This window comes from Variovorax sp. GW821-FHT09D05 (genome assembly GCF_059416325.1).
Genome location: NZ_JBWKOZ010000003.1, coordinates 646,289 through 668,732 on the forward strand (window position 1 = coordinate 646,289; position 22,444 = coordinate 668,732).

Genomic DNA, 22,444 nt, shown 5'->3' on the forward strand with positions numbered 1-22,444 from the left:
CGCGAAGGGGTGGCCGCGCCTCTCTAGAATCCGCCGATGCCCAGCCCGATCAACCCCGCCCGTGTCGACTTCGTGACGCTGCGCCTGTTCTGCGCGGTCGCGCAGTCGGGCAGCATCACCAAGGGCGCGGAGGCATGCCACCTCGCGCTGTCGGCGGCAAGCCGGCGGCTTTCGGACTTCGAGGCAGCAACGGGATCGAAGCTGCTCGAACGCAGCGCGCAAGGCATCGCGCTCACGCCCGCCGGCCATGTGGCGATGCAGCATGCGATGCGGTTGTTCCAGGGCTTCGAGCAGTTCAGCAACGAGATCAACGACTACTCAAGCGGCGTGCGCGGCCATGTGCGGCTGTGGGCCAACATGTCGGCGCTGACCGAGTTCCTGCCCACGACGCTCGCGACTTTTCTCGCGCAGCATCCCGACATCCGAGTGGAGGTCGAAGAGCAATTGAGCGGCGACATCGTGCGCGCACTGGTCGACGGGCTCGCCGACGTCGGCGTGTTCGCGGAGAACACACCCGCCTATGGGCTCGACGTCGCGCCCTTCCAGACCGACGAACTCGTGGTGCTGTGCGCAAAGCAGCATCCGCTGGCGCGCAGCCGCGTGAAGCAGGTCGACTTCAAGACCTGCCTCGCGCACGAATTCGTCGGCCTGAACCGCAGCAGTTCGCTGCTGGAGCTCACGTCGCGCGCAGCAGAGCAGGCCGGCATCCCGATGCGCCTGCGCGTACAGGTGCGCAGCTTCGATGCGATGTGCCACATGATCGCAGCCAATCTCGGCATCGGCGTGGTGCCGCTGGCCGCGTGCAAGGCGCAGGTTGCGGCGCTCGATCTGAAGGTCGTGCGGCTGAAGGATGCGTGGGCCACGCGGCGGTTGCTGATGGCGACGAAGATGGGGGCCACCCTCTCGCCCGCTGCACAGCTGTTGGTGCGTCAGCTACTCGCCTCATCGACCTAGCGGGCGAAGACTCAGCCAGCCGTCATCCGCTTGACCGCCGCGATCCACTTTTCGAACGCCTTCATCTGGTCGCCGACGAACTTGCGCGTCGTCTCGTCGGTGCAGTTGCCATCCGCGTCGAACTTGCCGCCCGCGCCGCCGATGAAGACCTCGGGCTTCGCCAGCACCATCGCGTTCACGAACAACAGCACGCGGCGCAGGTCGTACTGAACGCGCGCGCCGCCAACCGGCCCCGGCGATGCCGACAGGATGGCCACCGGCTTGTGCGCGAAGGGCTGGTCTTCGCCGCGGCTGAGCCAGTCGATCATGTTCTTGAACCCGCCCGGAATCGAGAAGTTGTATTCGGGCGTGGCAATCACCACGCCGTCGGCGCGGCGGATGCGGTCGCGCAGCGCCTGCACCGATGCCGGGTAGCCCTTTGCGAACACGTCTGCGTCGAACACCGGCACCTCGCGCCATTCGACGACCTCCATGGCCATCGGCTCGGGCATCAGTGAGCCTGCGAGGTTCAAGGCAGCCCGATTGATGGAGCCGGTGCGAAGACTGCCGCAGAGGCCGACGATGTCGAGGGTGCTCATTCGGTTTCCTGTTCTTGTGCTGGGGTTGGTGGTCGGCAACTATGGCGTCGGCCAGGTCACCGGGAAAGTGGTTTTCGCGGAAACCACATTTCCTTCAAACGGAAAAGTCCGGCGCGCAGCCGGACTCGAGGGCGCGCTGATCTTCACGGGGTGCTCCTTGGAGATTGATCGAAAAACGCCCCCAGTCTATCTGCGCAACGCCCTCCCGCCTTCCCTTGCTACTTCGCCTCTTCGGCCTCCAGCACCGCCCACTCCTCGTCGGTGAAGAGCCGCGAGCGCGTCAGGAAGCGCAAGCCTTCCGGCCCCTCCAGCGAGAACATGCCGCCGCGCCCCGGCACCACGTCGATGATCAGCTGCGTGTGCTGCCAGTACTCGAACTGCGGCCCGCTGATGTAGAACGGCATGCCGCCGATGTGGCCGAGCAGCCGGTCGTAGTCGCCCACGATGAACTCGTCGCGCCCGTAGCACATGGGCGCGCTGCCATCGCAGCAGCCGCCCGACTGATGGAACATCAGCGGGCCGTGCTTTGCGGCGAGCCTGTCGATCAACGCGAGCGCGGCATCGGTCGCGGTGACGCGCAGGACTTCGCCGGTCATCAGAAGAAGCCCAGCTTGTTCTCGCTGTAGCTCACCAGCAGGTTCTTGGTCTGCTGGTAGTGGTCGAGCATCATCTTGTGGTTTTCGCGACCGATGCCCGACTGCTTGTAGCCACCGAAGGCCGCATGCGCCGGATAGTGGTGATAGCAGTTGGTCCACACGCGGCCGGCCTGGATGCCCTTGCCCATGCGGAAGGCGCGGTTCATGTCGCGGCTCCACACGCCGGCGCCCAACCCGTAGAGCGTGTCGTTGGCAATGGCGAGCGCTTCCTCCTCGTCCTTGAAGGTGGTGACAGACACCACGGGGCCGAAGATTTCCTCCTGGAAGATGCGCATCTTGTTGTGGCCCCTGAACACGGTCGGCTTCACGTAGTAGCCGTCGGCCAGATCGCCTTCGAGCTTCTGGCGCTCGCCGCCGATCAGCACCTTCGCACCCTCCTGCTTGCCGATGTCGAGGTACGACAGGATCTTCTCGAGCTGCTCGCTGGAAGCCTGCGCGCCGATCATCGTTGCCATGTCGAGCGGGCTGCCCTGCTTGATGGCGGCCACGCGTTTCAGCGCGCGTTCCATGAAGCGGTCGTAGATCGACTCCTGTATCAGCGCGCGCGACGGGCAGGTGCACACCTCGCCCTGGTTCAGCGCGAACATGGTGAAGCCTTCGAGCGCCTTGTCGAAGAAGCCGTCGTCCTTGTCCATCACGTCGGCGAAGAAGATGTTGGGCGACTTGCCGCCCAGCTCCAGCGTGACCGGAATCAGGTTCTGGCTCGCGTACTGCGAGATCAGCCGGCCGGTGGTGGTCTCGCCGGTGAAGGCGATCTTGCCGATGCGGTTGCTCGACGCCAGCGGCTTGCCCGCCTCCACGCCGAAGCCGTTGACGACGTTCAGCACGCCCGGCGGCAGCAGGTCGCCGATGATTTCCATCAGCACCAGGATCGACACCGGTGTCTGCTCGGCCGGCTTCAGCACCACGCAGTTGCCGGCTGCCAACGCGGGCGCCAGCTTCCACACGGCCATCAGGATCGGGAAGTTCCAGGGAATGATCTGGCCGACCACGCCGATAGGCTCGTGAAAGTGGTACGCGAAGGTTTCATGGTCGATCTCGCTGATGCCGCCTTCCTGCGAGCGAATGCACGAGGCGAAGTAGCGGAAGTGATCGATGGCCAGCGGCAGGTCGGCCGCCGTGGTTTCGCGGATGGGCTTGCCGTTGTCCCAGGTTTCGGCGGCCGCCAGAACCGCCAGGTTTTCCTGCATGCGGTCGGCGATCCTGTTCAGGATGTTGGCGCGCTCGGTGGTCGAGGTGCGGCCCCAGGCGCCCTTGGCCTTGTGCGCGGCGTCGAGCGCGCGGTCGATGTCGGCCGCCGTGGAGCGCGGCACCTCGCAGAAGACCTTGCCGGTGACGGGTGTGATGTTCTCGAAGTACTGGTTGTCCACCGGCGCGACCCATTCGCCGCCGATGTAATTGCCGTAGCGCTTCTTGAACGGCACCGCGGTACCGAATTTGCCCGGTTCGAGCATGTCCATGACTTTGTCTCCATATGCAAGGTAGTGGCGCCACGACATGCGGCGGCCTGCATGGACTACCGCAAGCCACATACCCGGCCGGATCGGGACATTCCCTAGGCACCTGCGCACTGCAAACCGATGCCGGAGCGGGTTTTCATTCGCAATCTGCGACATGTTCGCGCGAATATGGCGACTAGGATGTCGCACAAGGCGAAAACCTATCGGAGACACGCATGAGTGGTGAAGCGCATTTGCCATCGATCGGAGTGGATCAGGCCCGCGAGCTGTTCTTCGCGCAGGGCCGCGACCCTGCGCCGTGGATCGCACCGCACATCTCGCGTTCCTGGCAGCGCAGCCGCCCGGTCGACCACCATGTGATCGACCCCGAGCCGATGGCGCTGGCATTGCTGAGCGAACGGCGCGAGCAGGCCATGCGGCTGCTGAACTGCGCGCAGCCCGAGCTCGACGGCCTTGCCGAGCATGCGGTCGGCAATGGCTGCGTGGTGATCCTGTCGGACGCCAGCGGGCTGATCCTCGAAGAGGTCGGCAGTGCCGACTTTCTGCCCAAGGCCGAGCGCATTGCGCTGCAGCCCGGCGTGGAATGGTCGGAGCACAACCGGGGCACCAATGCCATCGGCACGGCGCTGGCAGAGCGAGAAGCGCTGATGGTGCTGGGCGGCGAGCACTACCTGGCGCAGAACGGCGCGCTCGGCTGTGCGGCGGCGCCCATCTTCACCGGGCGCGGCGAACTGGCGGGCGCGCTCGATATCTCTGGCGAGACGGTGCGGGTGAACACGCATGCGCTGGGGCTGGTGCGCATGGCGGCGCAGCAGGTCGAGCATCGCATGATGCTGGCCGAGGCCGGCGGCCACGTGCTGCGCTTCCACGCGCGGCCGGCACTGATTGGCACCGCGCGCGAGGGGCTGATGGTGATCGAGGGCGGGCGCATCGTCGCGGCCAACCGTGTAGCGCTCGAACTGTTCGGCCGCTCATGGGACGGCCTGATCGATCTGGACGCCGAAGCTTTTCTCGGCGCGAACTGGCCGCGCATGGAGCACCGGCGCAACCTGCTGACGCTGCCGGGCGGGCGGCAGATCGCGATGGTGATGGAGCGTTCGAACACGCCGGACACAGCGCGTACCACCACTCGCCACGCCACGTCGCCCCCGGGCATGACCACTGAAGCCGACGACATACAACCGCTGCTGCACAAGGCTGTGCGGGTGCTGAATGAAGGCGTCTCCGTGCTGGTCAACGGCGAGACCGGCAGCGGCAAGGAAGTGTTCTCGCGCCGGCTGCATGCCGCGAGCCGGCGCAGTGCGGGGCCCTTCGTGGCAGTGGACTGCGCCTCGCTGCCCGAGACGCTGATCGAGTCCGAGCTGTTCGGCTACGAGGAAGGCGCTTTCACCGGTGCAAAGCGAAAGGGCATGGCGGGCCGCATCCGCGAGGCCCACGGCGGGGTGCTGTTTCTCGACGAGATCGCGGAGATACCGCTGCCCTTGCAGACGCGCCTGCTGCGCGTGCTCGAAGAGCGCGTGGTCACGCCGCTGGGCGGCGGCCAGGGCGTGGCGGTGGACTTCGACCTGGTCTGCGCCACACACGGCCACCTGCCGGCACTGGTGGAGGCCGGGCGCTTTCGCGCCGACCTGATGTATCGCGTGGCAGGGTTCACAGTCGCCCTGCCGCCGCTGCACCAGCGCGGCGACCGGCACGCGCTGATCTCACGGCTGTTCCTCGAGGCAGGCGGCGCGGCCAAGCACCTGCGGCTGGAGAGCGATGCGCTCGAAGCGCTGGCCGCCTACCGCTGGCCGGGCAATGTGCGGGAGCTGCGCAGCACGCTGCGTGCGGTCGTGGCGTTGGCCGATGTGGGCGATTCGGTGACGGCGGCCATGCTTCCCGCGCATCTGGTCGGCGGGTGGACTTCGCCGCCCGACGACGCGACGCCCCATGCCCTGCCACACACCGAACCGCTGATGAGCATCACACGCCACGCCATCGACGAGGCACTCAAGGCCTGCGATCACGACGTGGCGAAGGCCGCCCGCCGGCTGGATGTTCACCGCAGCACCATCTATCGCCATCTTGCGCGCCAGCGCGGCAAGCCCGAGGCACATTGACTGGACAGTCCGCAGGCTGAAGGCGCGGGCCTGCGCAGACATGCGCTTCTCACCCGCCGGCATAACCAAAGACTGACTTGCCCCGCAATGCCGGAGCGGCCAGACTTTGTGCATGGCCTCTCTTCCGCATCCATGACCACCGGCAGACGCGCACGGCGCCTGTCGGCCGTTCCTTCGACCTTGCGGATTCCCCTGGCCGCCCGGGCTTCGGGCGACGCGATGTTTCCGCAAGTGGCCGTGCGGGACGCATACGCCGCGGGCATCCTGGAGCAGATCCGCGACGACGGCCAAGCGCTGCCGGAAGACCGGGCAACCATCTACAGCATCCTCTCGCGCACCCGCCGCTTCCGCAGCCTGGCCCAGGACTTCCTCAAGCAGCACCCCGGCGGGCGCGTGGTGAACATGGGTTGCGGCCTTAGCCATTACTTCCAGTGGCTGGACGACGGCAAGTCCCACATGACCGACGCCGACCTGCCCGAGGTGCTCGAAATGCGCCGCGAGCTGATCCCCGAGACGAATGAACGCCACGACCTGCGCGAGCTCGACCTGACCGCGCCCGACTGGTGGGAACAGCTGGGCCTGCCGCGCAAGCGCAACGCTGCGCCGGTATTCCTGTTCACCGAGGGCGTGCTGATGTACCTGAAGCCCGAACAGGTGCAGGCAGTGCTCGCCACCTTCGGCGAACGCGCGCCCGCAGGCTCGATGCTGGCCTTCGACGCCATGTGCTGGCTTGCGGTGGGGCGCGGAAGGCAGCATCCATCGGTGCGCACGACCGGTGCAGAGTTTCTCTGGGGCATCCGTCGCTCTACCGAACTGACGCAGCCCCATCCGCGCCTGCAGCTGACCGACACTTACCGCGTGCTGGAAGGCATCGGCCTGCCCTACACCTTGTTCGCCCCGATGGTCATGCTGTTTCTCGGGGTGCCGCTGTATGCGCTCTACGCGCTGAAGGCGACGGACGTCGCCGATACATAAACGCACAATTTTGTGAAGTGCCGGCTTTGTCCGGCCCGCGCTGCGCGGAATGGCTGACGCGGTGCGGCCCCGGGCCAGGTCAAGCTACCAGCTGTTCCCGGTCGCGGAGAATGCTCTATCGTCTTCGCTGCTTTTCTTTCTTCCCCCTCAAGATTCGCAACCCTCAAGAACCACATGCTTGATCGCCGATCCTTCCTTGCCGCCGGTGGTGCCGCTGCCGCACTTGCCGCCCTCGGACTGCCCCAGGAGGCACTGGCCGCCAACGGGCTGCAACTGAGCCAGCCCACGCCCTTTTCCTTCGACGCGTTGATCGCACAGGCGAAGTCGCTCGCCGCCAAGCCCTATGCGGCGGCCGCGCCACTGGCGCCCGAGGTGCTCGACCGCATCGACTACGACGCGCACGGCAAGATCAAGTTCGACCCCGCCAACGCCCTCTTCCGCGACGGGCCCGGCGCCTTCCCCGTTACCTTCTTCCACCTCGGGCGCTTCTTCCAGACGCCCGTGCGCATGCACGTGCTCGAGAACACCGACGGCGACGCATTTTCCCGCGAGGTGCTCTACAGCCCCACCTACTTCTCGATGCCGCCCGACAGCCCCGCGCGCGCACTGCCGCCGGGCGCAGGCTTTGCGGGCTTTCGCCTGCAGGAAAGCCGCCTGGGCGACCAGAGCAAGCTCGACTGGCAGAAGAACGACTGGGTCGCCTTCCTCGGCGCCTCGTACTTTCGCGCGATCGGCGAGCTCTACCAGTACGGCCTGTCGGCGCGCGGCCTTGCGCTCGACGTGGCAGTGCCCGACAAGCCAGAGGAGTTTCCGACCTTCACGCGCTTCTACTTCGAGACGCCCGCCGCCAACAACACCACCTCGATGACGGTCTACGCGCTGCTCGAAGGGCCGAGCGTCACGGGCGTGTTCAAGTTCATCATGCAGCGCGGCAAGGCCGTCATCATGGACATCGACGCGCGCATGTTCCTGCGCCGCGACGTCTCTCGCCTGGGCCTGGTGCCGCTCACGTCGATGTACTGGTACTCGGAAACCATCAAGCCCACCGCCATCGACTGGCGCCCCGAGGTGCACGACTCCGACGGCCTCGCAATCTGGAACGGCGCGGGCGAGCGCATCTGGCGACCGCTCAACAACCCCACGCAGACGCGCGCCTCGGCCTTCGCCGACACCAAGCCGCGCGGCTTCGGCCTGCTGCAGCGCGATCGCGCCTTCGACCACTACCAGGACGGCGTGAACTACGAGAAGCGCCCGAGCCTGTGGATCGAGCCGCTGGGCGACTGGGGCGAGGGTTCGGTGCAGCTCATCGAGATTCCGACCGACGACGAGATCCACGACAACATCGTCGCCTTCTGGGTGCCCAAGGCCGATGCGAAGGCCGGGGCCAGCTACAGCCTGCAATACCGGTTGCACTGGACCGACCAGGAACCCTTCCCGTCGCCGCTCGCGCGCTGCGTGGCCACGCGCATCGGGCGCGGCGGGCAGCCGGGCCAGCCGCGTCCGCAGGGCGTGCGCAAGTTCATGGTCGAGTTCATCGGACAGCCGCTGCAGGCCGTGCCCTTCGGCGTGAAGCCCGAGGTGATGCTGACGGCGGCGCGCGGCAAGTTCTCGTACGTCTTCGCCGAGGCCGTGCCCAACGGTGTGCCCGGCCACTGGCGTGCGCAGTTCGACTTCACGCCCGAAGGCAACGAGCCGATCGACATGCGCATGTACATGAAGAACGGCGACCAGACGTTGACCGAGACCTGGCTGTACCAGTACCAGCCGGGCTGAAATCGCGGGCGCTTCAGCGCTTGCCAGCCTTGTTGTAGGGCGCGAAGAGTTCCACCGCCCAATCCACGAACACGCGCAGCTTGGCGCTCAGGTGCCGGTTGGTCGGGTACACCACGTGCAGGGGATACGGCTCGGGCGCCCAGCCCTGCAGCACCTCGACCAGCGCGCCGCTGGCCAGGTAGGGCGCGGCCATCACATCGAAGGTCTGCGCCACGCCCATGCCGGTGAGCATCGCGCTCAGGTGCGCCGTGCTCTCGTTCACGCCCACCACGGTGTGGCCGTGGATTTCGATGCGCTCCTCGCCGCGCCCATAGCGCAGCGGAATCGGCCGGTTGCTCAGCGACGAGAAATAGCCCACCACGCGATGCGTGCCGTCACCGAGGTCCGCAGGCGTCTTCGGCACGCCGTGGCGCTCCAGATAGGCCGGCGTGGCGCAGGTCACGAAGGGCAAGGTCGCGATGCGGCGCGCCACGAGCGACTGGTCGGTCAGTTCGCCGGCACGGATCACGCAGTCGACCGCATCGCCGATCAGGTTCACCGGCCGGTCGCTCACGCCGATCTCGAGTTCGATTTCGGGATAGCGCGCATGGAACGTCGGCAGTTGCGGAATCAGGATCATGTTGGCCAGCGAGGAGCCGACGTCCACCCTCAGCCGACCGCGCGGATTGGCCTGTGCGTTGGTGAGGTCGGACTCGATGTCTTCCAGTTCGGCCAGCACGCGCGCGGTGCGCTCGTAGTAGGCCGCGCCCTCGGGCGTGACCGTCACGCGCCGCGTGGTGCGCTGCAGCAGCTTCACGCGCAGGTGCGTTTCGAGTTGCTGCACCATCTTCGTCACGGTGGGCTTGGGCATCTGCAGCGAGTCGGCGGCGCGCGTGAAGGTGCCGGCCTCGACCACGCGGGCAAACACGCGCATGGCGGTGATCTGGTCCATCGCCGGATTATTAGTGATCCGGAAACAAACAAATCCCGCGCGCCGTCTTGGTCCGCGTGGGGGGCGCGCCCAAACTTCCTTCCGTCGACAACGCTGCATTGCAGCAACCACCAAGGAAGAAACCATGACCCTCAAGCTCGACGACAAGATCGCCCTCGTCACCGGCGGCACCAGCGGCATCGGCCTGGCCACCGCACAACGCTTCGTGGCTGAAGGTGCGCACGTGTTCATCACCGGCCGCCGCAAGGCCGAACTCGACGCGGCTGTGAAGGCCATCGGGCGCAACGTGACCGGCGTGCTCGGCGACGTGTCGAAGCTCGAAGACCTCGACCGGCTCTACGCCGCCATCAAGCAGGAGAAAGGCCGCCTCGACGTGCTGTTCGCCAACGCGGGCGGCGGCAGCCTGCTGCCGCTGGGGCAGATCACCGAGGAACACTTCGACAAGATCTTCGGCACCAATGTGCGCGGCCTGCTCTTCACGGTGCAGAAGGCGCTGCCGCTGATGCCCAAGGGGGCATCGATCGTGCTCAACGCATCGATCACCAGCATCAAGGGCAACCCGGCCTTCAGCGTCTACAGCGCGACCAAGGCGGCGGTGCGCAGCTTTGCGCGCAGCTGGACGGTGGACCTGAAGGACGCCGGCATCCGCGTGAACGCCGTAAGCCCCGGCGTGGTGCCGACCCCCGCCTACGATCTGCTGGGCCTCACGGCGGAGCAGGTGCAGGGCTTCGTCGAGGGACAAACCCAGAACATCCCGCTGGGCCGGGTCGGCACGCCCGATGAAATCGCCAAGGCCGTGGTGTTCCTGGCCTCCGACGACAGCAGCTTCGTCAACGGCGTCGAGTTGTTCGTCGACGGCGGCATGGCGCAGATCTGACGATCAGCGCTTGGTGACGGACACCAGCTCCACTTCGAAATTCAGCGTGGCGTTCGGCGGAATCACGCCGCCCGCGCCGCGCGAACCGTAGGCAATCGACGGTGGGCAGGTCAGCTTGGCCTTGCCGCCGGGCTTCATCTTCTGCACGCCTTCGGTCCAGCATGGGATCACGCCGTTGAGCGGGAACTCGGTGGGTTCGCCGCGCTTGTAGGAGCTGTCGAATTCCTTGCCCGTGTCGGGGAAGGTGCCGCGGTAGTGAACCTTGACCACGTCGGTGGCCGCGGGCGAAGCGCCGGTGCCTTCCTTGATCGACTGGTAGATCAGGCCGCTTGGCGTGGTCACGGGCGCAGATTGCGCGAACGCGGCGGGCATTGCAAAGACGGACACGAGAGCGGCACAGAAAAGAGACTTCACAAAACACCTCGAAGGCTGAGAGGCCCCGATTATGGCCAGCGGCCCATATCGGCCCATGCCGGCCTCGTTGGAACGGCCCTTGCTTTGCTGAATGTGCACTGTCAACATTCACGCAGAGAGGAAGCCGCATGAACTCCACCGAAGCCAGCACTGGCGCAGCAGCGCCGGCCCACACAGGCACCGGCCATCTCAAGAAAGTGCTCGGCCCCGTGCAACTCTGGGGCATTGCGGTGGGCCTCGTCATCTCGGGTGAGTACTTTGGTTGGAGCTACGGCTGGAACACGGCCGGCACGCTCGGCTTCCTGGTTGCCACGGTGCTGGTGGCCACGATGTACACCACCTTCATCTTCAGCTTCACCGAGCTCTCCACAGCCATTCCGCATGCGGGTGGTCCTTTTGCTTATGCGCGGCGCGCCTTCGGACCCAACGGCGGCTTTGTCGCGGGCTTTGCGACGCTGATCGAATTCGTCTTCGCGCCGCCGGCCATCGCGCTGGCCATCGGCGCGTACCTCAACGTGCAGTTCCCGGGCATCAACCCGAAGTGGTTCGCCCTGGGCGCGTACGTGATCTTCATCGCGCTCAACTGGGTCGGCGTGGGCATCGCTGCGGCCTTCGAGTTGTTCGTGACGGTGCTGGCCATCGTCGAGCTGCTGGTGTTCATGGGCGTGGTCACGCCGGGCTGGACCATGGCCAACTTCGTGGCCAACGGCTGGGCCGGCGGCAGCGTGCTGAACGGCGCGGCCATCTCGGGCATCTTCGCCTCCATACCGTTCGCGATCTGGTTCTTCCTCGCCATCGAGGGCGCGGCCATGGCCGCCGAAGAGGCGCGCGACCCGCACCGCACCATTCCCATCGCCTACACCACGGGCATCGTCACGCTGGTGGTGCTGGCCTTCGGCGTGATGATTTTCGCGGGCGGCGTGGGCGACTGGCGCAAGCTCGCCAACATCAACGACCCGCTGCCACAGGCCATGAAGGCGGTGGTGGGCGACAACAGTGGCTGGCTGCACATGCTGGTGTGGATCGGCCTCTTCGGGCTGATCGCTTCGTTCCACGGAATCATCATGGGCTACTCGCGGCAGATCTTCGCGCTGGCGCGCGCGGGATACCTGCCGCGCTACTTCGCCGGCCTGAGCCCGCGCTTCGACACGCCGCACCGCGCGCTGCTGGCCGGCGGCGTGATCGGCGTCATTGCCATCTTCAGCGACGAGTGGGTGCAGTTCGGCGGCCAGACGCTCACCGCCAACATCGTGACCATGGCGGTGCTCGGCGCCATCGTGATGTACCTGATCTCGATGGCTGCGCTGTTCAAGCTGCGCCGCACCGAGCCGAACCTGCTGCGCACCTACCGCGCGCCCTTCTACCCGGTGTTCCCGGCCGTCGCGCTCGGGCTCGGCGTGGTGTGCCTGGGTGCGATGGTGTGGTTCAACGGCATGCTCACGCTGCTGTTCATCGTGCTGATGGCCGCGGCGTACGGCTACTTCCTGCTGACATCGGCGCAGCGCAAGGCGGCCGCGCCCGACGAGATGCTGTCTTCTTCGACGACCTCCGCCTGACACCTGAAGAAAGATGCTGTATCGCACCACCATCGCCGACCAGGTCTTCACCTTCGAAGACCTGCGGCAGGTCATGGCCTTCGCAAGCCCTGCGCGCTCGGGCGACTACCTCGCGGGCATCGGCGCGGCCACCGCGCAGCAGCGCATGGCCGCGCGCCACGTGCTGGCCGACACGCCGCTCAAGCAGTTCCTCACCGAAGCGCTGATTCCGTACGAGAGCGACAACATCACGCGCCTCATCATCGACAGCCACGACGCGCAAGCCTTCGCGCCGGTGTCGCACCTCACGGTCGGCGACTTCCGCAACTGGCTGCTGTCCGAGGCTGCCACCACCGCCACGCTCACCGCGCTTGCGCCGGGCCTCACGCCCGAGATGGTGGCGGCCGTGTCCAAGATCATGCGCAACCAGGACCTGGTGTCTGTCGCGAAGAAGTGCAGCGTGGTCACGCGCTTTCGCGACACCGTCGGCCTGCCCGGCCACCTGGCCGTGCGCCTGCAGCCCAACCACCCGACCGACGACCTGCGCGGCGTGGCGGCCTCCACGCTCGACGGCCTGCTCTACGGCGCGGGCGATGCGGTGATCGGCCTTAACCCGGCCTCCGACAGCATGCCGGTGCTTGGCCAGTTGCTGCGCATGCTCGACGAGGTGATCCAGCGCTTCGAGATTCCCACGCAAAGCTGCGTGCTCACGCACGTGACCAACACGCTCAAGCTGGCCGAAGCCGGCGCACCGGTGGACCTGGTGTTCCAGTCGATTGCAGGCACCGAGAAGGCGAACCTCTCCTTCGGCGTGACGCCCGAGCTGCTCGACGAGGCCTACGCGGCGGCGCTGTCGCTCAAGCGCGGCACCATTGGCGACAACGTCATGTACTTCGAGACCGGCCAGGGCAGCGCGCTCTCGGCCAACGCCAACTTCGGCGTCGACCAACAGACCTGCGAGGCGCGCGCCTATGCGCTGGCGCGGCGCTACAAGCCCTTTCTCATCAACACTGTCGTCGGCTTCATCGGGCCGGAGTATCTGTACGACGGCAAACAGATCATCCGCGCCGGGCTCGAGGACCACTTCTGCGGCAAGCTGCTGGGCCTGCCCATCGGCTGCGACATCTGCTACACCAATCACGCCGAGGCCGACCAGGACGACATGGACACGCTTCTCGTGCTGCTGGGCACGGCGGGCATCAACTTCATCATGGGCATCCCGGGCGCGGACGACGTGATGCTCAACTACCAGAGCACCTCGTTCCACGACGCACTGTTCCTGCGCGAAACACTGGGCCTGAAACGTGCGCCGGAGTTCGAAGCGTGGCTGCAGCGCATGCAGATCACCGATGCGGCCGGCCAGCTGGCACCGCCCTCTTCCAACCGGCTGCTGGCCGACATGAGCGGGCTCTCCGCACTCGCGTCATGAGCGATTCACCGGTCACCCCCAACCCCTGGGCGCAATGGCGCTCGGCCACGCCCGCGCGGCTGGCACTGGGCCGCGCCGGCGCCGGCATGCCGACCGACGAGACACTGCGCTTCGGATGGGCGCATGCGATGGCCCGCGACGCGATCCACGCCGCGCTCGACGTCGATGCGCTCGAAGCCGCTTTGACCGCGCAGCGCTGGGAAGTGGCGCGCGCACGCAGCCGCGCCGCGGACCGCACCGAATACCTGCGCCGGCCCGATCTCGGCCGCCAGCTCGATGAAGACGCAGCCACGCGCCTGCTCGGCGACCGGCGCTACGGCTGCGATGTCTGCGTGGTGGTCGGCGACGGGCTCTCCTCGCTCGCGGCGGCGCGTCATACAGTGCCACTGCTCGCGGCATTGCGATCGCACCTGCCGCCCGACACGAGCTTTGCCCCCGTGGTCATCGCCACGCAGGCGCGTGTGGCGCTGGCCGACGAGGTAGGCGAACTGTTCGGCGCTGCGCTCTCGGTCATGCTGATCGGCGAGCGCCCCGGCCTCAGCTCGCCCGACAGCCTCGGCATCTACCTGACCCATTCGCCCAAGCGCGGCCGGCACGACGCCGAACGCAACTGCATCTCGAACGTGCGCCCCGAAGGCCTGCCCTACGAAGTGGCCGCGTTCAAGCTGGCATGGCTGATGCGAGAGTCCCTGCGCAGGGGACTGACCGGCATCGGGCTCAAGGACGAGAGCGATCTCGCGGTGCTTGAACAGCGCCAGGCGCCATCGCTCGCGCGCTGAGCACAACCCACAAGCGGCAACGCCGGAACTGTCACGAGCGCTTCGTACGCTCGTCATCGTCTTTTTTTGTCCAACGCATGCACTCAAACAGGAAAAAAGCAATGCAACGTCGCCTCCTTCTTCTCTCGCCAATTGCCGCTGCGATGGCTGCGGCCGGCTGTGCCAGCCTGTCGTCCTCCGCGGGGCCGGCCCTTTCGCCCGGCCACTGGGACGCCTTCAACCGCGCGCAGATCGAGGGCCTGATCGCCAGCCTCGGCAAGGGCAGCCCGGGCTACAACGCCGCGAAGCGGCCGTACGTGGTGTTCGACTGGGACAACACCAGCGTCTTCCTCGACATCGAAGAGGCCTCGCTCATCTACCAGCTCGAGAACCTCGTCTTCGGTGCCACGCCCGCGCAGCTCGAAGTGGCGCTGCGCAAGAACATCCCGAAGAAAGACTTCCTGCCCGCGTACAACAACGCGGCCGGCCAACCGGTGAACATCGACCGCGTGGTGCCCGACATCGTCGCGAGCTACACATGGCTTTACCAGAACTACAGGGGCCTGAAGGGCGACCAGTCGCTGGCCGTGGTGGCACTGAGCCCGCACTACGGCGCATTCACCACCAAGGTGCGCTACCTGTACGAAGCCATCGGCGACACCTTCGACCACGACACGGCCTACCCGTGGGTCACGTACCTCTTCGCCGGCATGAACGAGGCGCAGGTGCGCAAGCTCACGGCCGACACGGTGGCGTGGCAGCTGAAGGAGCCGGTCGCCAAGGTCAAGTGGACTTCGCCCACCGCGCTGCCGGGCCGCGCGGGCGTGGTCTCGGTGAGCTGGAAGAACGGCCTGCGCCTGCAGCCCGAAATGCAGGAGCTGTATGCCGCCTTCCGCAACGCGGGCTTCGACGTGTGGGTGTGCTCGGCGTCGTTCGTCGATGTGATCAAGGAGATCTCGTCGAATCCCGCTTTCGGCTACAACAACCCGCCCGAGCGCGTGCTCGCGATGGAGCTGGAGCGCGATGCCAGCGGCGTGATCCAGCCCGAGTTCCGCCGCGGCTACGACCAGACGCAGGGCCCGGGCAAGACGAAGAACATCCAGCGCTTCCTGGTCAGCAAGTACGGCTACGGTCCGAGCTTCGTGGCCGGCGACAGCGAAGGCGACCAGAACATGATGGCCGACTTTGCAGACACGAAGAAGGTGCTGATCGTCAATCGCCTGCGCGACCCGAAGACCGACATCGGCAAGTTCTCGGCCATGGCAGTGCAGAACTACGGCAAGGCCGACACGCGCTACCTGCTGCAGGGGCGCGACGACAACACGGGCTCGTGGGTACCCTCGCAGCTGCACACGCCGCTGGGCGCAGCACAGGGCAAGGCGCTGAAGTAAACGCGGCGCACCGCGGGCGGTTGCCTATGATCCTGGCATCGAACACCAGGAGACAACATGACAACGGCCCGCTACCCCCTTGCCGAACTGAAAGACCTGCCCGAGGACATCCGCACCGCGATCCTCGCCGTGCAGGAAAAGGCCGGCTTCGTGCCCAACGTGTTCCTCGGCCTCGCGCGCCGCCCCGCCGAGTGGCGCGCGTTCTTCGCGTACCACGACGCGCTCATGCTCAAGGAAGAAGGCTCGCTCACCAAGGGCGACCGCGAGATGATCGTCACCACCACCAGCGCGGCCAACCAGTGCCTGTACTGCGTGGTGGCGCACGGCGCGCTGCTGCGCATCTACGAGAAGAAGCCGCTGGTGGCCGACCAGGTGGCGGTGAACTACCGCAAGGCCGACATCACGCCGCGCCAGCGCGCGATGCTCGACTTTGCAATGAAGGTCTGCGACCGCTCGCACGAGATCGACGACAGCGACTTTCCGCCGCTGCACGCCCATGGCTTCGACGACGAGGACATCTGGGACATCGCGGCCATCACCGCCTTCTTCGGCCTGAGCAACCGCCTGGCCAGCTTCAGCGGCATGCAGCCGAACAACGAGTTCTTCCTCATGGGGCGGTTGCCCCGCGAGAAGAAGTAGCCGGGCCCGCTCAGGCCTTCGCGCGGCAGGATGCGAGGGCGTCCAGTGCCGGCTTGTAGGTGGGCGTGGTCACATCCATCACGCCAAGCACCGTGTGATACAGGTTGTCGTGCGTGAGCGGCGCATCGAGCCCCGCCTCCATGCACGAGCGCGAGAGCTTGCGCCGCTCGCTCATGCCTTCGCTGAACCACGTGACCATGGGCACATGCTTCTGCGCCTCGGGCGCGAAGCTGTAGGGCACACCGTGCAGGAACAGGCCGTACTCGCCGAGCGATTCGCCGTGGTCGCTCACGTACAGCATCGCCGGGTCGTATTGCTTCGATTGCGCCTTGAGCCAGTCGATGGTCTGGCCAAGGAAGCGGTCGGTCTGCACGATCGAGTTGTCGTACACGTTCATCAGCTCCGCGTGGCCGCACTCGGCCAGCGCATTGGTCTTGCACTCGGGCAGGAAGCGCTTCACATCGGCCGCCGAGCGCTTGTAGTAGGCCGGGCCGTGGCTGCCCATCTGGTGCATCACCAGCACGATGCCCTTGGCGCGGCGCTCGGCCGGCAATGCGGCGATGCGCTCGTCCAGGCCCTTGAGCATCACGTCGTCGAGGCATTCGTCGCCGTCGCACAGAGCCTTCTTCGTGGCGGCATCGAGGCCGTCGAAGGCCGAGGCGTTCGGCACGCGGGTGCAGACGTCCTTGCAGCCAGCCTGGTTGTCGAGCCAGAACACGGCCAGCCCGGCGGCCTGCAGCACGTCGACCAGGTTCTCGTAGTCGTCCTTGCGCGATTCATAGCCCTGCTTGCCCAGCGGCGAGAACATGCACGGTACCGAGGCCAGCGTATTGGTGCCGCAGGAATGCACGTCGCGGTAGCTCAGCACGCCGCGCTTGGCCAGCTCGGGCGTGGTGTCGCGCGCATAGCCGTTGAGGGCGAAGTGGTCGGCGCGGGCCGTCTCGCCCACCACCACCACGAACAGCGGCGGCTTGGTCTGAGCCGCATAGCTCGCGCCCAGCGCCGTGCCGGCGGTGATCGGAATCAGCTTGCCGCTGCGCTTGAACAGCGGCTTGATGAGCAGCGAACCCGTGGAATAGAGGGTTGCGATGGGGTTCATCATGTAGCGCAGATGAACGTTGTTGCGCATCAGCGGCGCCAGCTCGCGGTTCATGGACACCGCCGCGCCGAGCGCCACGACCACCGACAGCAGCAGCAGCGCCACGTTGCGCCAGAGCTTCGACAGAATGCCCATCGGCGCGACGCGCACCCGCCAGAGCAACCAGGCCGCGGGCACCACCACCACCCCCACGTTGAAGGCCATGCGCCAGCTCAGCAGGTCGCGCGCCTCGTTCGGGTCGGTCTGCAGCGCGTTGGCGATCATGGTCGGGTCCATCACCACGCGGTACTCGAGCATGTAGTGCTGCACCACCGCGGCCAGCACGACCACGGCGAGCCACAGCGGCTTCATCCAGCGTGACCAGGCTGTGAGCGACAGCATGGCCGCCGAGCCGCACAGCGTTAGCAGGCTCATGACCACGATGGTCGACATGTAGGTGCTCGGCGCACCACCGATGCGGGCCAACTCGTTCCACAGCGGCCAGTTGGTGGTCAGGACGAGGTAGAGGCTGAGCCACAGGACGACCACGGCGGCCGAACGCGGCCGCTCCAGCCAGAGATTGAAGCGCACCCACGGGCTGCCGGAGGCAGGCGAGTGTGGCGTTTTGGAGTCAGAAGTACCCACCCGCTGCAATGGGGCGGGAGCGATTCGCGAAACAGACATGCGGCGAATGTAACGAACCCGCCTGAAGGGAGCCTGAACTGACTATTCAGTCAGTGTTCAGGCTGGCCCTGCGCATCCTCAGCATCCTCATCCTCGCGCGCTGCCGCGTCACGAAAGCACCGCTGGAAACGGCCAGGCTCAGCGGCCGGCTCACGCCGCGTTCCACCACGATCGACACCAGCGCACCCAGCATCGCCGCCGCCACGATGTCGGAGGGGAAATGCAGGCCCAGGTACACCCGGCTCCACGCCACCACGGCGGCCACCAGCAACGCCGCCAGCATGGGCCAGCGAGAAGGCAGGCACCAGAGCGCAAAGGCCGCGGCAAAGGTGCCGGCCGCATGCAGGCTCGGGAAACCGGGCCGCACGCCCTGCGGCACCCACTGGATGCCCAGGCCATAGAACGCAGGCCGGGGAATCGGCGCCACCGCACGGATCATGTTCACGATCAGCCACACGGCCAGCACACTCATCAGCACCGTGAACAGCGCATAGCGCCAGCGCCGGCTGAACAGTGCGCAAACCCCGATACCGAGCGTCAACAGAGCCGGCAGCAGGTCGGAGGAAAACTCGGCGAAGCCCAGGCTCCACGCCGGCACCGACATGCCCGCGTTGATCAGCCTGAACAGCGCGAAATCAAGGTCCTGCATGTGCGGGCACCGCCGGTCTCAATGCGCGCGAACCGAAGCGCGTTACCGCCACCTCGATGGCGAAGCCCACAACCCAGCAGACCCAGGCCGTCCAGAGCGTGTGGCTCATGTAGTGGGCGCCGCGCAGCTGCTGCGACACACCCAGCACGAGCCCTGCAACCATCGCCACCCCCAGCCAGATTGCTGCAGCGCGAGACGACACCCGGCGCAGCACGAAATACCCGCCCACGTAGGCAAAGGCCGCCGAAGCATGGCCGGCCGGGAAGCACCCGCCGGGCCCGCCGTCGTCGACGCCCCACGACCAGTGCGACACGTAGCGCGCCATACCGCCGAACTCCTGCAGATCCCAGGGGCAGCTGGTGTGGCTGGCATGCTTGAGCAGGCTGACCGCAATCACCGAGAGCAGCACGGTCAGGGCCAACTGCACGCGGCTACCGGTGCTCAGGCGGCGCAGCAGGCCGAAGGGCCAGCGGATCGCGGCGAACAGCGTGATCACGAGCACCCAGCTGAGGTCGCGGGCGCCCTCATGCATCACATGAACCATGAAGGGGCTGTCGCGCAGGGAAAACCCGATGTGGGACCCTGCCATGCGCGCCAGCATCAGATCCCCGCCCGTCGCGTCCCACGCCATCAGTGCAACCAGTGCGATAAGGGTCAGAACCCCCAGACGAAAATTGGGAAAACGAGTCATGGACGAAGGCAGGACTGAAAAACAGTCGCGAGCCTACGTTTGCGGAATGAACCGAGCCTGAAGCAAGATGAACCGAACCTGACTGAAAGGCCCGGTGCAACTCGGTGACGCTAGACTGCAATTTTTCTTGGAAAGACATGCGTGCGCATATTGCTGGTCGAAGATGACAGTGCATTGGCAGATGCCGTCTGCAGCTATCTGTTGGCCAAGGCTTTCGTGGTCGACGTGGCGCCCAGCCTGGCCGACGCGCGCGGCGCCCTGCTCTCGGTGCAGTACGCAGCCGTGCTGCTCGACCTGCATCTGGGCGACGGAGACGGCCTCTCGCTGCTGCCGCAGATCCGCGCCCTGCCCGAGCGCCCCATAGTCATCGTGCTGACGGCCCGCGACCAGGTAACAGACCGCATCCGCGGCCTGGACGCCGGCGCCGACGACTACCTCATCAAGCCCTACGACCCTGCCGAACTGCTTGCACGCCTGCGTGCGGTCGAGCGGCGCCGCAGCTCCAGCAGCTCGCCGGTGCTGCACCTCGGCACGCTCGAGATCGACCTGGCGCACGACATGGTGCGCAAGGACGGCTCACCGATCACGCTGACGCAGAAGGAATGGGCGCTGCTGCGCGTCATGGCCACGCGGCCCGAGCGCATCCACACGCGCGAGAACCTCGCCGATGCGCTGTACGGCTTCGGCGACGAGGCCGACAGCAACACGCTAGAGGTCTTCATCAGCCGCCTGCGGCGCAAGCTCGGACGCAGCCACATCCAGACACTGCGCGGCCTCGGCTACCGGCTGTCGTTCTCCGCGGACGACGACGAATGAGTGCCTCCAGCTTCGCGGCCGGCCGCGACTCGCTCGCCGGCCGGCTGACCCGCACCCTGATCATCTGGGTCGGCGGCGTGTGGCTGTTGTGCGTGTTCGCCGTGGTCTGGTATGTGGACCGCGAGATCAACCACAACTTCGACAACGAACTGGTCGAGGTCTCGCACCGCATGTTCGCGATGGCGGTGCAGGAACTGGAAAAGCTGCAGCACCCGGGCCAGGAGCCGCCGCGCGAACCGCTGATCGCGCCCAAGCAGCTGTTCTCGGAAGACGCGGTGATCTACCAGATCGTCGATCTGCACGAGCATGTGATGCTGCGCTCCGCCGAGGCGCCCGCGGACACCTTCGACGTGCCGCTGGCCGCCGGCTTCGCGAACAACCCGACCTGGCGCATCTACACCGTGCGACACCCGACGCTGGGCCTGTTCTTCCAGGTGGCGGACCCGCTCGACGAACGCCGCCACGCCCTCAACCGCACGCTCTTCGGCCTGATCATTCCGCTCGGCGCAGTGCTGCCGCTGCTTGCGCTGGTGTTGCGCAACGTGGCGCGCACCGAGCTGCGGGTGCTGCAGGATCTGGCCGGCGAGATCGAGAAGCGCAGCGGCGCCGACCTGAGCCCGATTGCCCTGCCCGGCGGGTTGCCCAAGGAGCTGCGCACTGTCGGCGATCACGTCAACCGGCTGCTGGAGCGGCTGTCTCACTCGCTCGACGTGGAGCGCGCCCTGGCGGCCAATGCCGCGCACGAGCTGCGCACGCCGCTCGCCGCCGCCCGCCTGCGGCTGCAGACCGCGCTGGAGCACGACCTGCAGCGCAACGACGTGCAGGCCGCGCTCGATGCGCTGCACACTCTCAGCCATCGCACCGAAAAGCTGCTGCAGCTGTCGCGCGCGGAATCGGGCGCCTCGCTCGCGCGCACGCGGGTCGACCTGGTGCAGCTTGCCGGCACCGTGGCGCAGGAGTTCTGGCAAGACCCGCAGAATGCCGAGCGGCTCATGCTCAAGGTGCCCGACAGCGTCGTGCCACTGGCCCTCGGCGACGTCGATGCTCTCGCAATTGCCCTGCGCAACCTGGTGGAGAACGCGCTGCGCTACGGCGGCGGCCGCGTCGTCATCGAGGTGATGTCGCCTTGCACCCTGGCCGTGCGCGACACCGGCCACGGCGTTACCCCCGCGCAGCTCGAAACCCTGCGCGAGCGCCACGTGCGCCACAGCTCCGACCGCGCGGGCTATGGCCTGGGCATTTCGATCGTGGGCACCATCGTCGAGAAGCACGGCGCGAAGCTCGAACTCTCGTCGCCGCCCCTGGGCGCGGCGCACGGCTTCGAGGCGCGCATCGTGCTGCGGCCGGCCTGAGCCTCTTCAGCGCCGGGCAGCTTCCTTCTTCGGCACAAAGCCATAGGAGTTGTCGAAGCCGAACTGCCCGGCGTCGTACATCGCCTTCATCTTCTTCACGAGATGCCGCTGCACCGGCTTGGGCAACGCAAAGTAGTTGTCATTGGCGGTGGTCTTGCGATCGCCGTCCAGATGACCGGTGATGGCGTGGATCGTCGCCTTGCGGCCCAGATGGAAAGCGACGATCTTGATGCGCCCCACGTAGTCGTCGTTGTCGATGTGACCGGAGTCGACGGGGTTGAAGAAGCGATACACGAGGATCGGGTCGACCAGCCCGTCGCCGTCGATGTCAGCGAGTTCAATGAGCTTCGATCGAAAGTTGACGCCAGCCTCGTCCTTGCTGGCGAAGTCGCGGATCGACCATTCACGGGTCAAGGTGTTGTCGCCGCCCACCTTGTAGAGCGAGGCCTGGATGGCCGAGGACAGCAGTTCCCCGTCGTATGGCTCGTCCTGCTTTTCGCCGAGCAGCAAGACGTAGCTGCCCGACTTGTCGGTGTAGCAATAGCGCTTGAATGCGGGGAGTTCAAGCCCTGCCTTCTTCAGCGCCTCGGCGCTCGCGTACGGCGCATTGGCTGCGCATTCGTTCTTGCCGGGTAGGCCTATCTGGGCGTGGCTGCCGGTGACAAACAATGCCAGGAGCGTTAACGCCAGGAGCTTCCGCTTCAT

21 protein-coding genes are annotated in these 22,444 nt (G+C 66.5%); 12 read left to right on the plus strand and 9 right to left on the minus strand.

What is annotated here, in order from left to right; genetic code table 11:
* Positions 1–36: 36 nt before the first annotated feature.
* Positions 37–954: a LysR family transcriptional regulator gene (locus tag AC07O3_RS11015; RefSeq protein WP_093055624.1), complete on the plus strand. Its 918-nt coding sequence runs from the start codon at positions 37–39 to the stop codon at positions 952–954.
* Between the two features lie 11 nt (positions 955–965).
* Here AC07O3_RS11015 and AC07O3_RS11020 read toward each other — a convergent pair whose 3' ends face one another.
* From AC07O3_RS11020 to adh, 3 genes are all read right to left on the minus strand, one after another.
* Positions 966–1,532 (minus strand): NADPH-dependent FMN reductase, encoded by a 567-nt coding sequence (locus tag AC07O3_RS11020; protein WP_097198899.1) that lies wholly within the window; start codon positions 1,530–1,532, stop codon positions 966–968.
* 218 nt (positions 1,533–1,750) lie between these two features.
* Positions 1,751–2,128 (minus strand): DUF779 domain-containing protein, encoded by a 378-nt coding sequence (locus AC07O3_RS11025; protein WP_093055621.1) that lies wholly within the window; start codon positions 2,126–2,128, stop codon positions 1,751–1,753.
* A complete protein-coding gene (adh, locus tag AC07O3_RS11030; protein WP_093055619.1) occupies positions 2,128–3,648 on the minus strand; it encodes an aldehyde dehydrogenase in 1,521 nt (506 codons plus the stop codon). The genes AC07O3_RS11025 and adh overlap by 1 nt, the downstream gene beginning before the upstream one ends.
* A gap of 215 nt (positions 3,649–3,863) precedes the next feature.
* Here adh and AC07O3_RS11035 point away from each other — a divergent pair, with 215 nt between their 5' ends.
* The 3 genes from AC07O3_RS11035 to AC07O3_RS11045 all read left to right on the plus strand — a co-directional run bounded on the left by AC07O3_RS11035 (position 3,864) and on the right by AC07O3_RS11045 (position 8,495).
* Positions 3,864–5,747: a sigma-54-dependent Fis family transcriptional regulator gene (locus tag AC07O3_RS11035; RefSeq protein WP_495339308.1), complete on the plus strand. Its 1,884-nt coding sequence runs from the start codon at positions 3,864–3,866 to the stop codon at positions 5,745–5,747.
* 132 nt (positions 5,748–5,879) lie between these two features.
* Positions 5,880–6,722 (plus strand): class I SAM-dependent methyltransferase, encoded by an 843-nt coding sequence (locus AC07O3_RS11040; protein ID WP_093055615.1) that lies wholly within the window; start codon positions 5,880–5,882, stop codon positions 6,720–6,722.
* Between the two features lie 174 nt (positions 6,723–6,896).
* Positions 6,897–8,495 carry an OpgD/OpgG family glucan biosynthesis protein gene (locus AC07O3_RS11045; RefSeq protein ID WP_426389104.1) on the plus strand — a complete coding sequence of 533 codons (1,599 nt, stop codon included), beginning with the start codon at positions 6,897–6,899 and terminating at the stop codon, positions 8,493–8,495.
* 13 nt (positions 8,496–8,508) lie between these two features.
* Here AC07O3_RS11045 and AC07O3_RS11050 read toward each other — a convergent pair whose 3' ends face one another.
* Positions 8,509–9,426 carry a LysR family transcriptional regulator gene (locus tag AC07O3_RS11050; protein ID WP_093055611.1) on the minus strand — a complete coding sequence of 306 codons (918 nt, stop codon included), beginning with the start codon at positions 9,424–9,426 and terminating at the stop codon, positions 8,509–8,511.
* A 124-nt stretch (positions 9,427–9,550) separates the two neighbouring features.
* On the opposite strand from AC07O3_RS11050, the gene AC07O3_RS11055 reads away from it, so the two are divergent.
* Entirely contained in the window at positions 9,551–10,303 is a 753-nt protein-coding gene (locus AC07O3_RS11055) for a glucose 1-dehydrogenase (RefSeq protein WP_495339309.1), read from the plus strand.
* A 3-nt stretch (positions 10,304–10,306) separates the two neighbouring features.
* Here the strand turns inward: AC07O3_RS11055 and AC07O3_RS11060 are convergent, their stop codons facing one another.
* The gene (locus tag AC07O3_RS11060; protein WP_176928807.1) at positions 10,307–10,675 is read right to left on the minus strand and encodes an FKBP-type peptidyl-prolyl cis-trans isomerase; all 369 of its coding nucleotides are present in this window, start codon (positions 10,673–10,675) and stop codon (positions 10,307–10,309) included.
* Between the two features lie 170 nt (positions 10,676–10,845).
* Here AC07O3_RS11060 and eat point away from each other — a divergent pair, with 170 nt between their 5' ends.
* From eat to AC07O3_RS11085, 5 genes are all read left to right on the plus strand, one after another.
* Positions 10,846–12,273 carry an ethanolamine permease gene (gene eat, locus AC07O3_RS11065; RefSeq protein ID WP_495339310.1) on the plus strand — a complete coding sequence of 476 codons (1,428 nt, stop codon included), beginning with the start codon at positions 10,846–10,848 and terminating at the stop codon, positions 12,271–12,273.
* A 13-nt stretch (positions 12,274–12,286) separates the two neighbouring features.
* The gene (locus tag AC07O3_RS11070) at positions 12,287–13,681 is read left to right on the plus strand and encodes an ethanolamine ammonia-lyase subunit EutB (RefSeq protein WP_495339311.1); all 1,395 of its coding nucleotides are present in this window, start codon (positions 12,287–12,289) and stop codon (positions 13,679–13,681) included.
* The gene (gene eutC, locus AC07O3_RS11075; RefSeq protein ID WP_093055602.1) at positions 13,678–14,460 is read left to right on the plus strand and encodes an ethanolamine ammonia-lyase subunit EutC; all 783 of its coding nucleotides are present in this window, start codon (positions 13,678–13,680) and stop codon (positions 14,458–14,460) included. Before AC07O3_RS11070 ends, eutC begins: the two co-directional genes overlap by 4 nt.
* A gap of 101 nt (positions 14,461–14,561) precedes the next feature.
* Entirely contained in the window at positions 14,562–15,830 is a 1,269-nt protein-coding gene (locus AC07O3_RS11080; protein WP_495339312.1) for an HAD family hydrolase, read from the plus strand.
* Between the two features lie 57 nt (positions 15,831–15,887).
* Positions 15,888–16,469 carry a peroxidase-related enzyme gene (locus tag AC07O3_RS11085; protein ID WP_093055598.1) on the plus strand — a complete coding sequence of 194 codons (582 nt, stop codon included), beginning with the start codon at positions 15,888–15,890 and terminating at the stop codon, positions 16,467–16,469.
* Between the two features lie 10 nt (positions 16,470–16,479).
* Here AC07O3_RS11085 and AC07O3_RS11090 read toward each other — a convergent pair whose 3' ends face one another.
* Genes AC07O3_RS11090 through AC07O3_RS11100 form a run of 3 tightly spaced genes read right to left on the minus strand, consistent with a single transcriptional unit; the run spans position 16,480 to position 19,571 of the window.
* Entirely contained in the window at positions 16,480–18,231 is a 1,752-nt protein-coding gene (locus tag AC07O3_RS11090) for a phosphoethanolamine transferase (protein WP_495339313.1), read from the minus strand.
* A gap of 46 nt (positions 18,232–18,277) precedes the next feature.
* Positions 18,278–18,880, minus strand: a complete 603-nt coding sequence (locus AC07O3_RS11095) for a phosphatase PAP2 family protein (RefSeq protein ID WP_440531865.1) — start codon at positions 18,878–18,880, stop codon at positions 18,278–18,280.
* Positions 18,867–19,571 (minus strand): phosphatase PAP2 family protein, encoded by a 705-nt coding sequence (locus tag AC07O3_RS11100; RefSeq protein ID WP_495339314.1) that lies wholly within the window; start codon positions 19,569–19,571, stop codon positions 18,867–18,869. The genes AC07O3_RS11095 and AC07O3_RS11100 overlap by 14 nt, the downstream gene beginning before the upstream one ends.
* A 141-nt stretch (positions 19,572–19,712) precedes the next feature.
* Between AC07O3_RS11100 and AC07O3_RS11105 the strand changes: the two genes are divergently transcribed.
* Positions 19,713–20,387 carry a response regulator transcription factor gene (locus AC07O3_RS11105; protein WP_093073278.1) on the plus strand — a complete coding sequence of 225 codons (675 nt, stop codon included), beginning with the start codon at positions 19,713–19,715 and terminating at the stop codon, positions 20,385–20,387.
* On the plus strand, positions 20,384–21,739 hold the full coding sequence (locus tag AC07O3_RS11110; protein ID WP_093073276.1) for a sensor histidine kinase: 1,356 nt from the start codon (positions 20,384–20,386) through the stop codon (positions 21,737–21,739). The genes AC07O3_RS11105 and AC07O3_RS11110 overlap by 4 nt, the downstream gene beginning before the upstream one ends.
* Before the next feature lie 6 nt (positions 21,740–21,745).
* Here the strand turns inward: AC07O3_RS11110 and AC07O3_RS11115 are convergent, their stop codons facing one another.
* Entirely contained in the window at positions 21,746–22,444 is a 699-nt protein-coding gene (locus AC07O3_RS11115) for a M949_RS01915 family surface polysaccharide biosynthesis protein (RefSeq protein WP_495339315.1), read from the minus strand.

Excerpts from the sequence above, each read along its gene's own strand:
- AC07O3_RS11055 (WP_495339309.1), top strand. The coding sequence starts at position 9,551 with ATGACCCTCAAGCTCGACGACAAGATCGCCCTCGTCACCGGCGGCACC.
- AC07O3_RS11100 (WP_495339314.1), bottom strand. The coding sequence starts at position 19,571 with ATGACTCGTTTTCCCAATTTTCGTCTGGGGGTTCTGACCCTTATCGCA.
- AC07O3_RS11070 (WP_495339311.1), top strand. The coding sequence starts at position 12,287 with ATGCTGTATCGCACCACCATCGCCGACCAGGTCTTCACCTTCGAAGAC.
- AC07O3_RS11115 (WP_495339315.1), bottom strand. The coding sequence starts at position 22,444 with ATGAAGCGGAAGCTCCTGGCGTTAACGCTCCTGGCATTGTTTGTCACC.
- AC07O3_RS11015 (WP_093055624.1), top strand. The coding sequence starts at position 37 with ATGCCCAGCCCGATCAACCCCGCCCGTGTCGACTTCGTGACGCTGCGC.
- AC07O3_RS11060 (WP_176928807.1), bottom strand. The coding sequence starts at position 10,675 with ATGCCCGCCGCGTTCGCGCAATCTGCGCCCGTGACCACGCCAAGCGGC.
- AC07O3_RS11045 (WP_426389104.1), top strand. The coding sequence starts at position 6,897 with ATGCTTGATCGCCGATCCTTCCTTGCCGCCGGTGGTGCCGCTGCCGCA.
- AC07O3_RS11040 (WP_093055615.1), top strand. The coding sequence starts at position 5,880 with ATGACCACCGGCAGACGCGCACGGCGCCTGTCGGCCGTTCCTTCGACC.
- AC07O3_RS11110 (WP_093073276.1), top strand. The coding sequence starts at position 20,384 with ATGAGTGCCTCCAGCTTCGCGGCCGGCCGCGACTCGCTCGCCGGCCGG.
- AC07O3_RS11080 (WP_495339312.1), top strand. The coding sequence starts at position 14,562 with ATGCAACGTCGCCTCCTTCTTCTCTCGCCAATTGCCGCTGCGATGGCT.
- adh (WP_093055619.1), bottom strand. The coding sequence starts at position 3,648 with ATGGACATGCTCGAACCGGGCAAATTCGGTACCGCGGTGCCGTTCAAG.
- AC07O3_RS11085 (WP_093055598.1), top strand. The coding sequence starts at position 15,888 with ATGACAACGGCCCGCTACCCCCTTGCCGAACTGAAAGACCTGCCCGAG.
- AC07O3_RS11035 (WP_495339308.1), top strand. The coding sequence starts at position 3,864 with ATGAGTGGTGAAGCGCATTTGCCATCGATCGGAGTGGATCAGGCCCGC.
- AC07O3_RS11095 (WP_440531865.1), bottom strand. The coding sequence starts at position 18,880 with ATGCAGGACCTTGATTTCGCGCTGTTCAGGCTGATCAACGCGGGCATG.
- AC07O3_RS11090 (WP_495339313.1), bottom strand. The coding sequence starts at position 18,231 with ATGTCTGTTTCGCGAATCGCTCCCGCCCCATTGCAGCGGGTGGGTACT.
- AC07O3_RS11025 (WP_093055621.1), bottom strand. The coding sequence starts at position 2,128 with ATGACCGGCGAAGTCCTGCGCGTCACCGCGACCGATGCCGCGCTCGCG.
- AC07O3_RS11020 (WP_097198899.1), bottom strand. The coding sequence starts at position 1,532 with ATGAGCACCCTCGACATCGTCGGCCTCTGCGGCAGTCTTCGCACCGGC.
- eat (WP_495339310.1), top strand. The coding sequence starts at position 10,846 with ATGAACTCCACCGAAGCCAGCACTGGCGCAGCAGCGCCGGCCCACACA.
- eutC (WP_093055602.1), top strand. The coding sequence starts at position 13,678 with ATGAGCGATTCACCGGTCACCCCCAACCCCTGGGCGCAATGGCGCTCG.
- AC07O3_RS11050 (WP_093055611.1), bottom strand. The coding sequence starts at position 9,426 with ATGGACCAGATCACCGCCATGCGCGTGTTTGCCCGCGTGGTCGAGGCC.